The sequence below is a fragment of the Mesorhizobium sp. BAC0120 genome, assembly GCF_033542235.1.
GTDB lineage: Bacteria > Pseudomonadota > Alphaproteobacteria > Rhizobiales > Rhizobiaceae > JAWRCU01.
The window spans coordinates 12,061-24,081 of record NZ_JAWRCU010000012.1 but is presented as its reverse complement, the minus strand read 5'-3'; the positions used below and the strand labels follow the sequence as shown (position 1 = coordinate 24,081).

9 protein-coding genes and 1 pseudogene are annotated in these 12,021 nt (G+C 62.4%); 5 read left to right on the top strand and 5 right to left on the bottom strand.

Annotated features, from left to right (window positions below):
* Positions 1 to 65 precede the first annotated feature (65 nt).
* Positions 66 to 2,024, bottom strand: a complete 1,959-nt coding sequence (locus SAZ10_RS23545; protein ID WP_318611832.1) for an FAD-dependent oxidoreductase — start codon at positions 2,022 to 2,024, stop codon at positions 66 to 68.
* Between the two features lie 134 nt (positions 2,025 to 2,158).
* Between SAZ10_RS23545 and SAZ10_RS23540 the strand changes: the two genes are divergently transcribed.
* The 4 genes from SAZ10_RS23540 (at position 2,159) to SAZ10_RS23525 (ending at position 6,055) form a co-directional block, all read left to right on the top strand.
* The gene (locus SAZ10_RS23540) at positions 2,159 to 3,337 is read left to right on the top strand and encodes an NAD(P)/FAD-dependent oxidoreductase (RefSeq protein ID WP_318611831.1); all 1,179 of its coding nucleotides are present in this window, start codon (positions 2,159 to 2,161) and stop codon (positions 3,335 to 3,337) included.
* Positions 3,338 to 3,345: 8 nt separating this feature from the next.
* Positions 3,346 to 4,029 (top strand): GntR family transcriptional regulator, encoded by a 684-nt coding sequence (locus SAZ10_RS23535; protein ID WP_318611830.1) that lies wholly within the window; start codon positions 3,346 to 3,348, stop codon positions 4,027 to 4,029.
* A gap of 86 nt (positions 4,030 to 4,115) precedes the next feature.
* The gene (locus tag SAZ10_RS23530) at positions 4,116 to 5,723 is read left to right on the top strand and encodes a 5-guanidino-2-oxopentanoate decarboxylase (protein ID WP_318611829.1); all 1,608 of its coding nucleotides are present in this window, start codon (positions 4,116 to 4,118) and stop codon (positions 5,721 to 5,723) included.
* Between the two features lie 149 nt (positions 5,724 to 5,872).
* Entirely contained in the window at positions 5,873 to 6,055 is a 183-nt protein-coding gene (locus SAZ10_RS23525) for an SDR family oxidoreductase (RefSeq protein ID WP_412535291.1), read from the top strand.
* Here SAZ10_RS23525 and SAZ10_RS23520 read toward each other — a convergent pair.
* The gene (locus SAZ10_RS23520; RefSeq protein WP_318612005.1) at positions 6,052 to 6,297 is read right to left on the bottom strand and encodes a hypothetical protein; all 246 of its coding nucleotides are present in this window, start codon (positions 6,295 to 6,297) and stop codon (positions 6,052 to 6,054) included. The genes SAZ10_RS23525 and SAZ10_RS23520 overlap by 4 nt on opposite strands.
* Between SAZ10_RS23520 and SAZ10_RS23515 the strand changes: the two are divergent.
* Positions 6,266 to 6,400: pseudogene (locus tag SAZ10_RS23515) on the top strand (DUF308 domain-containing protein); the annotation flags it as partial. The gene SAZ10_RS23520 and the pseudogene SAZ10_RS23515 sit on opposite strands and share 32 nt — an antisense overlap.
* 96 nt (positions 6,401 to 6,496) lie before the next feature.
* Here the strand turns inward: SAZ10_RS23515 and SAZ10_RS23510 are convergent.
* The 3 genes from SAZ10_RS23510 to SAZ10_RS23500 form a co-directional block, all read right to left on the bottom strand.
* A complete protein-coding gene (locus SAZ10_RS23510) occupies positions 6,497 to 6,880 on the bottom strand; it encodes a hypothetical protein (protein ID WP_318611827.1) in 384 nt (127 codons plus the stop codon).
* Positions 6,881 to 6,913: 33 nt separating this feature from the next.
* Positions 6,914 to 7,288: a hypothetical protein gene (locus SAZ10_RS23505; RefSeq protein WP_318611826.1), complete on the bottom strand. Its 375-nt coding sequence runs from the start codon at positions 7,286 to 7,288 to the stop codon at positions 6,914 to 6,916.
* Positions 7,289 to 7,411: 123 nt separating this feature from the next.
* Positions 7,412 to 11,470 carry an autotransporter domain-containing protein gene (locus SAZ10_RS23500; RefSeq protein WP_318611825.1) on the bottom strand — a complete coding sequence of 1,353 codons (4,059 nt, stop codon included), beginning with the start codon at positions 11,468 to 11,470 and terminating at the stop codon, positions 7,412 to 7,414.
* Between the last annotated feature and the right edge of the window lie 551 nt (positions 11,471 to 12,021).

Here is a 12,021-nt window from a genome sequence, read left to right as displayed (position 1 = left end):
CAGCCCTGGCCGCCTTCACCCAACAAGTCCTCCGAACCGGCAGCGGTCGTTCCCGCCCCGCGCCGCTATATGGCGGCTGCAACGCGCAATCCGTCGTAGATCGCCTCTTCCGCCGTGCGCGGAGCAAGACTGTCGCCGATGACGTGAACCTCGCCGGGGTAATCCTCGAGCGAGTCCGCCAGTTCACTGACGGACCGGTGGCCGGTGCAAAGGACGACCGCGTCGACCTCGTCGAGGATGATCGGGTCATCGTTCACCGTATCCTGCAGGTAGACCGTCGCGTCGTCGTAGCCATAGAGCCGCGCATAAGGGATGATCCTCACGCCCAGCCGGCGAAGCTCGGCATTCGATTGATCGCGCACGTAGAGCGGGATCGTCTGGCCGGGCATCGTTCCGTTCACCGCCAACTGGACGCGATTGCCGTTGCGGGCGAAGTGGACGGCCATGCCGATGCCGATCCAGTCGCAGCGCCAATCGGCAACGACGATCGAACCGGCGACATTCGCCTTTCCGGCCAGGACGTCCCAGGCGTCGACGATCCTCAGTGCGCCACCAGCCTCCAGGGGCGGATGGTACGGGCGCGCCCCGGTGGCCACGACGATCGCGTCCGGCGCAAATTCCTCGATGACGGACCTGTCGACGGGCGTATTCCGCATGACGCGGACCTGCGCTATCGCGAGTTCGCGTTCCAGGTTGGTCACCAGCCCGCCGAACTCCATTCGGTCTGGCAGAAGCTGCGCGAGCAGCGCCTGTCCGCCGAGGCGGCCGCTCGCTTCGAACAAGGTTACGTTGTGCCCGCGCTCCGCGGCCACGACCGCAGCCTTCATGCCCGCCGGACCGCCGCCCACGACCATCACGCGCTTCCGCTCCCGAGCACGCGGGATGTTCCCATAGATCAGTTCCCGTCCGGTGACGGGATGCTGGATGCACGAGATCGGCGCGCCCTTGTGGAAATGCCCGATGCACGCCTGGTTGCAGGCGATGCATGCGCGGATATCCTCGAGCCGCCGCTCGATCACCTTCTTGGGCATCTGCGGATCGCAGATCAGCGCGCGCGTCATACCGCAGACGTCCGCCCGACCGGAGGAGATGATCGCGTTGGCGTCCTGGGGCTGATTGATGCGACCGGTGACGAAGACCGGGATTGAAACTCGCGCCTTCACCGTTGCCGAGAACGGCGCCAGGTAGCCGTTGGGGATGCTCATGGGCGGCACGATGTGCACCGCACCGCCGCTCGATGCGGATGTGCCCGCCACCACGTGAATGTAGTCGATGTCCTTTTCCAGCGCGCAGATCGCCTCCAGGGCCTCATCGCCGGTGATGCCCTGCTGGTCGAACTCCCCGCCCGAAATCCGCAATCCGACGACGAAATCCTCGCTCGTCTTCGCACGCACATCAGCCAGAACCTCGCGCGTGAAGCGAAGCCTGTTCTCCAGGCTTCCACCGTAGATGTCCGTCCGGACATTGACGCGGGGGCTCAGGAACTGGGCTGGGAGATAGCCATGACTTGCGACGATCTCGACCCCGTCGAGCCCCGCCTCATACAAGCGCCGTGCAGCGTCGCCATAGCAGGAAACGATCTCGCGGATGAGAGGTGCGCTGAGGGGACGCGGCATCACGTGATATCGCTCGTTGGGCACCTCCGAGGGGGCATAGGCCACCGCCAGCAGGCCGCCCTGCGCTTCCGTGATCTCCCTGCCGGGATGAAAAAGCTGCCCGAATATCGTGGTGCCGTAGGCGTGCACCGCCTCCGCCAGTCGGCGGTAGCCGGGGATGCACTCGTCGCTCGATGCCATCAGGATATGGTTGGTGTATCTGGCGGTTTCATGAACGCCGGCCACCTGGACGATGATCAGCCCGGCACCGCCGCGGGCGCGTGCTTCCTGATAGGCGATGAGGGCGTCGTTCACCAGGGCGGCGGTCGGAAGCGTCGTGTCATGGCCGGTCGACATGATCCGGTTCTTCAGCCGCGCACCCCTGATGGCGAGGGGCGACAGCAACGCTCCGCAATTGGTGACTTCCATGCTCCCTCCTCCCGACTTTCCACCCGGAAAGCCTCGAAGCAATGATTGCTTACAAAATTGTCGACAGAAATGTCAACGAACTTGTCGGCAGAATTTTCCTTGTGTAGATGTCCCTCCACAGCAGGGTGGTTTTCATGGAATGGGATGCAGGCGGCCACGAGAAGGTCGATGCCGTTGTGATCGGCGCAGGCGCGGTCGGCCTGGCCGTCGCGCGCGCCCTGGCCCTCGCCGGCCGGGAGGTCATCGTCCTGGAAGCGGAACGTATGATCGGTTCCGGCACGAGCTCGCGCAATTCCGAGGTGATCCACGCCGGGCTGTACTACGCTCCAAATTCCATGAAGGCGCAGCTCTGCGTGAAGGGGAAAGCCGCGCTCTATGCCTATTGCCGTGAACGCGGCATATGGCACTCGCAGTTGGGAAAGCTAATCGTCGCCTGCTCGCAGGGCGACGTCTCGAAGCTGCGGCACCTAACGGAGAACGCCGCCCGGAATGGCGTCGTCGATCTGGTGATCCTCTCGCGGAAGGAAGCGCTCTCGATCGAGCCGGAACTCGACTGCTCCGCCGCCGTCCTGTCCCCCTCGACGGGGATTGTCGACGTGCATGAGCTCATGTTGAGCTATCTGGGCGATCTCGAAAACAGCGGCGGCATGCTCGTCCTTCGTGCTGCTGTGGCCGCCGGGCGGGTCACGGAGCGCGGCATTTCTCTTCTGGTTGACCAGCACGGAGGCTCCGTCCTTTGCTGCAGGACAGTGGTGAACTGCGCAGGATTGTCAGCGCAAAGGGTAGCCTCCGCGATCGAGGGTTTTCCCGCAGAAGCCATTCCGGCCCGGTATCTGGCCAAGGGAAACTACTTCAAGCTCACCTGCCGCTCGCCTTTCAAGCATCTGGTTTACCCGCTCCCCTCGGATGGCGGCATGGGCATCCACCTCACGCTCGATCATGCAGGCCGCGCCCGCTTCGGACCGGATGTCCAGTGGGTGGATGAGATCGACTATCGCGTCAGCGAGGAGCGCCTCCCGCTGTTCGATCGCGCGATCCGCCGCTATTGGCCGGCCTTGCCGGAGAGCGCGCTCGCGCCGGACTATTGCGGAATCAGGCCAAAGCTCCATATGGCCGGCACCGCGCCCGCCGATTTCATGATCCAGGACGGGCGAGACCATGGCGCACCTGGCCTGATCAATCTTTACGGTATCGAGTCGCCCGGCATTACGGCTTCGCTGGCGATCGGTGATCTGGTGTGCCGCTTGGCTTGCGAAGGAGATCGTGTCGCAGCGCCTGCAGAGCTAATATCCCTCTCCGAGGCGCAGGGATGAGGACCAACATGACACAACAGGCAGCCCAGAGATTGGAAACCGAAGTCGTCGAGACAATTCGCGAGGCGATCATTTTCGGCCGCCTGCGCCCGCGCGAGAGGCTGGTCGAGGAGGAACTGAGCGAACGGTTCAACACGAGCCGGCACGTGATCCGCGCGGCCATGGTGACCCTGGAGCAGATCGGCCTCGTGACCCGCCGTCCCAATCGCGGCGTAGTCGTGCGGGACTTCTCTGTCGAGGAAGTGGAAGAACTTTATGAGATGCGCGCGATCCTGCAGGCGGAGGCGGCGCGGCGGATTCCCATGCCGGCCCCGCGATCGCTCATCGAAGAGCTGGAGCGGATCCATTCGGAATACTCCGACTGCGTCGATCGCATGGACCTGAAACAGACTGCGGCGCTCAACAACGTGTTCCATGAAACCCTCTTCGCCGCCTGCAACAACCGCTTCCTGGCGGAAGCCATCGCAACCTTCTGGGCCCGGACGACGGCGATCCGCTGCTACGCGATCGGCGATCCGATCCTGCTGCAACAGTCCCGGAACGAGCATCGCGCGATGATCGACGCGCTCGTCCGCGGTGATCGCGAGAGCCTCGTCAGCCATTGCGTCAGCCACATCTATCCCTCGCTCGAAGCCTATAAGCGCGCCCATGGGGGCTGGAGCCTGGTCTCAGCTTCCGCCGGTGAGATGTAGCAGAACCAGAACGGCATATTCATTCTATAGCGGCATCTGATACCGAAGAACTGCGGGGCGTCGCCCCCGCGCACAAGTGAGGGGGAATGGAGACCTTTGGCACCTACCTGGTGAAATTGCTGCGTGCCTATGACGTCGACACAGTGTTCGGCATACCCGGCGTGCACACGATCGAGCTCTATCGCGGCCTGCCCGGAAGCGGTATCCGGCATGTCACGCCCCGGCACGAGCAGGGCGCGGGCTTCATGGCGGACGGCTACGCGCGTGCCAGCGGCAAGCCGGGTGTATGCTTCATCATCACCGGCCCTGGCCTCACAAATGTGGCAACGGCAGTCGCACAGGCCTATGCAGATTCGGTTCCGATGCTGGTGATTTCCGGTGTCAACGCGCTGGGAGACATGGGTTCAGGGGAAGGCTTTCTTCACGAGCTGCCCGACCAGCGTCAGCTGATGAAGCAGATCACCGCCTTCAGCCACACGATCCTGAAGATTGAGGAGCTCGAATGGGTGATGGCCCGCGCCTTTGCGGTGTTTTCCGCCGCAAGGCCGAGGCCGGTGCACATCGAGATCCCCATCGACCTGATGGCGAAGGATGCGAGCGGCCTCCCAGCCCCCAGGCGAGCACCGCCGCCTCTCAAACCGGCACCACACGCCGCTGCGGTCCGCCAGATCGCAGGCCTGGCAGGGGAATGCAGCAGCCCGCTCATCATCGCGGGCGGCGGCGCCGCCGAGGCGGCAATTCCGCTGCGTGCGCTCGCCGAGGCACTCGACGCGCCGGTCATGATGACGGTCAATGGCCGCGGCCTTCTGCCGGCCGGACACCCTCTCGCCGTACCCTGCACGCCCAGCCTGAGCGGATGTGCGGAGCTCGTCGCCTGCTCGGACCTGGTCATCGCCGTGGGCACCGAGCTTGGGCCCACAGATTTCGATCCCTACGGGACGGGACGGCCGACAATCAACGGCCGACTTGTACGCATAGATATTGATGCCGAGCAGGCCATGCGCGGCAACCGGGCAGACATGACGCTGATATCCGATTCTGCCGTGGCACTTTCGGCATTAAGTGAAGCAGTAGCTCCGGCAGGCAGCCGCAACGGGGCGCAACGGGCAGCGCAGGCGCGCGACACGGTGCGGCGCGGCCTCGACCGAATGATGGCAGCTGGCCTGCGCCTCCTCGAAAGTGTCCTCGAAGCCCTGCCGGATGCGATCATCGTCGGCGATTCAACCCAGCCCGCCTACGCCGGATGCCTGTCCTATGCCGCTCCGCGTCCCCGCTTGTGGTTCTGCTCATCCACCGGCTATGGAACGCTTGGCTACGCGCTTCCGGCCGCAATCGGCGCCGCCATCGGCGTTCCCGATCGCCCGGTGATCTGTGTTATCGGGGATGGCGGGATCCAGTTCACCTTAGCGGAACTCGGTTCCGCGGTGGATGCCGAAACTCCGCTCGTCGTCCTGCTATGGAACAATTGCGGATATGGCGAGATCAAGACACATATGCGGGCCCAAGGCGTCGAACCGCTGGGGGTTGATATCCAGACGCCCGACTTCAAGCTGATCGCTCACGCATATGATTGGGAATATTTGCGACTTGATCCCGCACAACCGCTCGCTCTGCTGCTGCGCAATGCGACCCAAGCTCGGCAGCGAATTGTCATCGAGGTGAACGAAAGCGAGTTCCTGGCGGCAAGCGGATGATTGGCGGTCGCATTCCGCTGACGTCGTTCATGATGTGGTGCGATCGCGAGCGATCTGGTCTAGCCCGGGAACATGCAGAACTCGGTATCCGGTCGAAATCGGGATGGCGAGCTGGCTAGCGATAGGGATGTAGATATCGATGTTGGTTTCTGGAGCACGAACCGGGACCAGAAGGGCATGCCGGGCTGAGAGATCCAAATGCTGCGGTGCCTCTCGGCGGCTTCGGTGAACTGGACGAACTGGCGAATGCCGCCTTCCTGGCCAGCCCGCTCGCGGCCTACATCACAGGCACCAACCTGCGGGGCGATGGCGGCATGTCCACCGTGCTTTAAAAGTTGGTGGACCGAGACAGCGCGTCCCAGGCAGCGATTTCAGCGCGCATCCCGTCGAGTTTCTGATCAGCCAGACCGAGCGCATCATCGCCCAGGAACAGGCGCACCGACGGGTTCTCGGCTTCGACCAACGCGAGCAGCGCCTGCGCAGCCTTGGCCGGATCGCCTGGTTGATTGCCACTCTTGGCCTGCCGCGCCGCGCGGAAGATGGCCGGCGGTCCTGAGCCGGTCGGCATCGCCAACATCGCCCCCTATGCCGCCTTCGGCGCCTTCTACCTCCTCGTCTCGGCCGTCTGGCTGACGGTGAGCGACGCTCGTAAGGCCGCGCCGCGCCCCACAAACTGAGCAGGCCATGAGGTTTCTAACGACGTCTCAAAAGCGGTAGCGGCTTTGGCTAAAAAGCCATCCTCTCGCAGCGTCCAAAGGGCATCGTCTCGACGTTCACTGACCACCCACTGGCCGTTTTCCAGAAGGCGTGCCATCCGGGTTCATGCCGTAGCGGCGGTAAAGGGCTTGCTCATCGCGGGCCAGTTGGGCGTCCATGCGCGCGTCGGCACTTCTCGCCAACGCGTTTCGCGCGGCAAGTGCAACCGGCGCTTTGACAAAGCTCGATATGCCGGTCGGATCGGCAGATGCCGCGAGGCTTGTCGCGCCTTGGGCGGCGCCCAACGCCGCGGCCTCGGCGTTAAGCTGCTTTTCCAACGTTCTCGTCTCGTTGGAAAAGTTCGACCCCTGAAAACTTGATTGTGAACTCTGGCACGCGGCGAGCCCAAAGGCGGCAAGTGATGCGAACGCAATCTGCAAAATGTAACTGGTCGAATGCATGTTGTTGATCGTAACCTCACGTTGCAGGCGAGCCTAATAACAGGCGACTTGGTAGTTGCCCTGGTTTCGTATTGCCATGCCATTCACCGGTCCCATCGCACGAGCCGCCAACGCCCCGCCCGGCCCGGCGAGGCTGACGCCAGCCATCGCAGCACGCGATGCCATACTCGCCGCCTGAACGCCTCGCGCATGGGCCTGAAGCTGATCGATGCATGATTGCGCGGAAGCGTAGCTCTTGGCGCGCTCCTTTTCTTCCTGCGTTGCGCCGGAACGATTGGCCGCCAATTCGGCTGCTGCCTGCCGACTGGCCATGTCGGCCCGCAGCGCACTCATTCGGGCGTCGCCGCTGTTGCAACCAGCAACGAGCAGACAAAGCAAACCAGAGAAAAGCCATTTTGCAGTGATCATTGAAGAACCCGTCTTCCCGATGTTGCTTAGAACATCCAACCAGATTGGCTGTCGTCGACGCTTGGATTTCTGAACGGTCCGAGGTCGACGGTTCGCCGACCTCGGTTGACAATTCGTCTGTTCTCAGAACTTCACATTGAAGTTCGCGTTGACGGACTGGTCGGCCATGCCGGATCCGAACTGCCCGCCATAGGTGACGCCGAGGGTGGCGTTGGGCATGATGGCATAGTCGAGCCCGGCTTCGATCACAGCCGCATTGCGCGCGATCGGGACACCACCGATGGAGAACGTATCGCCGCCTCCGGCGAAGCTCATGGTGGAAAGCGGCGTCACATCGCCGAAGGCATGACGCCAGCCGACCACGCCCTTGGCGGTCAGCGTCGAGCCGCCGACTTCGAAGCTGGTCGAGGCGCGAAGGCCGAGCGTCGTGAAGGTCGCATCGGTGTTGGACGACGGGCTGGTGAGCGCAGCCGCACCACCCCGTTCGGTGAAGCCGTAGGTGTGCAGGTTCACATAGGCGAGGTCGGCGAAGGGTTCGAAACGGGCGGCGTCGACATTGAAGCCGTAGGCCAACTCGCCGAAGACCTGGGCGGTGGCCGCGTTGTAGTCACTCTTCAGGCTGTCGTCGAATCCGGGGAAGATCACGTTCCGCGAGGTCGAGATGTCGTGCCAAGTGTAGGCAGCGCCCGTGCGGAAGGCTAGATCGCCCCAGGCTGTGCCGCCATAAAGGCCGACATGGTAGTTGTCGCTCGAGCCGGCGGAACGGCGATCCTTCACGTCGAACTTCGTCCGGCTGTAGCCGGTCACGGCACCGAAGCGCCAGGTGTCGAAAGCCGGAGCATCGGCGCCGACGAAGAAGCCGCCGGTCGAGCGGTTGAGGCGAGCGGCGTTGCCGTCGCCATTCGTGTGACCCCATGAGCCGAAGCCCTGCGCCCAGATCGCGAAGCGATCGGTGTTCGCCTTCACCGTCACCGGCCTGCCGTCGACATAGGTTGTGACGGTTCCCGAGGCTCCGACGCCGTCGAAGGCTGCGCGGATACGGTCGTTCACCGCATTGCGGACGAAGCGGCTGTCCTCGATAAGCGCGGTCTTGGCAGATGAATGGGTCTCGCCCGAGAGCTGGTCAAAGGCATACTGCGCCTGATCGGCCGACAGGCTCAGCACCGCGTCATAGACCGGATTGCCGAAGCCGAGGCTTTCCACGCCGCCGCCGGTGGCGATCTGGTTCGCCGTCACGCCGACGTTCTGGAAGCTGGTGCTGTTCCGGCTCATCGTCAGCCAGACGCTATCGGACTCGTAGCTGAGCGATGGGTCGAGGAAGGCGAGATTCGAGGTCACGCCGTCGAAGGTGCCGGTTATGCCGCCGCCACCGTTGGCGGTGAGGATATTGTACTTTGTCTGGGACGCATAGTTGCCCATGCCCGCCAGCACCTTGACCGTGCCACCGCCGATAGTCGCGTTACCGGATGCGATAATGCGATCGCCTTTCCCCGCCGCATTGACCTCGACCTCGTAGATCGAGCCTTGATCGAAGGTGATGTTGCCGACGTTCAGCGTGCCGATCGAGTTACCCGGCGCAATCATGCCTTTCACGAGGGTGTCACCGATCGTACCGACGCCCTCAAGACGGGCGCCGAGCACAGTAACCGTGCCTCCCAGCACGCCGTTTACGACCAGCGTGCCTTTCTCGACGTTGGTCTCGCCGGTGAATCCCCCGCTGTCACCTGAAAGGATCAGCTTACCGCTCCCCCCCTTGGTGAACCATCCCGACCCGGTCAGTGAACCTGCAAAGCTGGTGTCGATGTTCTGATGCAGCGAAAGCGTCGCCGTACCGATCGCCACCGAGCCCCCGGTACCGGATAGCGATGACATGATAAGACTATAGTCGTTGAGGTCGAGTGTGCCTCCGTTCACCGTAAAGGCAGTGTCACTCACGAACGCCCTTTCCTGACCGGCCCTCAATATTCCGCCATCGACGATTGTGCCGCCCGTATAGCGGTTGATGCCGGTGAGCGTCAGATCGCCGTCCAGCAGGTGCACCGCGCCTGTGCCTGAAATGGCTCCGTCGAACGTCGTCGCATCCGATCGGTTAAAGGCCAGCACGCCGTCGTTGACGACGTCGCCGACGATCGACCCTGACGCGCCGCCGCTACCGATCTGCAGCGTCCCCTGGCGGATTTCCGTGCCACCCCAATAGGTATTGTCTCCATCGAGGATGAGCGTTCCAAGGTCGGTTTTGGTCAGACGCCCCCCGCCGTCCAAATGGTTGGAGATGGTCGCGACGTAATTCGCGCCGGCCGCGGTTCCGTCACCGACGCGAATGATCGCCTCACCCGCGGCGAGTGTGAGCAAATCACCGTACAGCTTATAACCGCTGGTTGCGAACTGCATGCCGGTGGTCTCAATCTGTCCGGTACCCGTATAGACTTCGACATTGCCGGCGCTGCCGCCAAACACTACGAAGCCGGGCCGCGGATTCATCGCACCATTCTTCATCCCCTGGGCATCGGTGAAAGCGCGCCCGCCTGTCCGCCATTGGCCGTCACCTCCATCGATCTTGCCGTTATCCCAATGCGCCGGATCGTCCCCGTCCCAAAACAAAACCGGGCCATAACCTGCGTCGGCCGCCACAAGATTGACTTGTCCCGCCATGGCGGTCTGTACGTTCAGATTGTGGCTGTCATAGCCAGACGGTACGGTTCCAATCTCCAGGCCATTATTCGTGAGAGTGCCGCCATAGTCGAACAGCCGATAGACCCCCGGACCAAAGCCACCGGCATCCTCGACATCGAGCCGACCATCGAGCGTCAAATTTCCAGCGACGTTGAAGAGCGCCTGGGTCGAACTCGTGCCAAGCCGAACTGAAACTCGCGAGTCCGCGCCTAATGCAAGAGATTGCATCGTCAACTGCTGGCCTTCGGAGCCAAACAGCGTGCCGCCATCGACAGTGACGGCACCGACCCGGCCAGTGCCACCGAACACGCCATCGCCTACCGACACGCGCATGTTCCTGTAGTCGCCGTCGACAAACGCGCTACCGCTGTCCACATACAGCGAACCGCCATATGCGGAATTGTTGCCTTCGAACGTCAGCGAGCTTGTCCCCTTTTTCGAGATCGATGAGTTCGCCGAGCCAACGAGCGTGCCCTCGAATGTCGCGGCGACATTTCGACCACCGGTTTCCAGATTGTAGTCGCCAAGGTCGAGGATGCCGGTGCCGGAAATGCCGCCGACCCGCTGATGAGCGCGTATCCTGAGTGTCGCGGCGCCGGACTCGAGTGAATAGAGTGATTGACCGGAGAACGTGTAGCCAACCCCACCAGTCAAGGTCCCTTCAACAACGTGCGTATCTCCCGAATAGGTGCTGGCGCCTGTCAGAACGAGCTCCCCGGCGCCAATCTTGGTAAGGCTGGAGCCGGCCGCATTCCCGGCAATGCCTCCGCGTTGGACTGCAGAACCCGTCTCTACCGACAGGGTACTACCGGCGGTCCTCAGCATCACATCGTTGCCGATGCTGATGCCGTCGGCATAGCCAAGAGTAGCGTCTAGGTTGACAGCGTTGGTCCCCAGCGCGTGATCGTTCTCGACCAGGACTTCGCCGGCAGAGATATTTGTACCTCCGCGATACGTGTTATTTCCTGCAATCCGGATGACGTTACCGGCGGCTGAAAGGGAGAGTAGCCCATCCCCGCTGATCACGCCGGCGTGCCTCGCACCAAAGCCGGATGACAGCGAGGCCCCGAGGTTGATATTTATGTTATTGGTGAACGTGCCCGGGGCGCCAAGTGACAGAGCGGCGCCGCTGGCGAGTTCGACCGCCCCGGTTCCTAAGGCAGATGTATTGCCCGCAAAGAGCGTACCGCGCGAAACCGTGGTTCCCCCTGTATAGGTGTTCACGCCATCAAGTATCAGTAGGCCATAGCCTGTCTTGGTCACGTGAAAGTCGCCGCTGACGATCCCGCTCTGAGTGGCGGTTCCTGCTGCGAGGTTCAGTTCGGTGTCGGACGTCATGGCGACGGGTGCCGTCGCGGTTTGGCCGTCGGTATAGATGATCGTTTCCGCTCCCGCAGGTGCGGCCAGCGCCATCGCGATAAGGGAGACACCGGTCCACAGCAGCGCTTTTGTCTGGCGCTTACAGGCAAGGGGGATATGTTGGGAACGTTTTGGAACGCGCTGTCGCATACAGACTCCAGAAGTATTCGTCGCGGCAAAGCTTCGCCGGCGACGGGACACCGAAGCGTCCGAAGGATGAACAACAAGTCGGGTTAGTTGGCGTCTGCTCCCCGTTGGATGCTATGACTCGCAAGCCCCCCAGCGCCCATTTCCGTGCTGCTGTTGAGCGCTTCGCGAACCAAGACTAACCGGGTTGAGCCATAACGATGCCTGGTAGGAACCGAGTGGCAATTAGTTACAATTGTTCTGCTAATTCTGCCTTGGCCTCGATCGCGCGGTTCACGGCTAGCCCCGATTGGCCAAAATCATGGGTGGCTATCGCGAGCGCTGCCGTCTTCGCGAACGCCCTGGCCACTCGCAAAGACTTAGCGGAACTCCCGCGTCGTCCATTGCGTAAGATTTCGAATAGTCGCGATAGATCCCTGTTCACGCTAATATACCCCGTTGCATCTGTGTAGCGCTTCCTGTGATTCCGCGCCGGCTACGTAGAACGATAGAGGAAGGTGCACATGATTATCTTGGGAGATACCGAACCACTTTTTGATGGACGGCGAACAAAC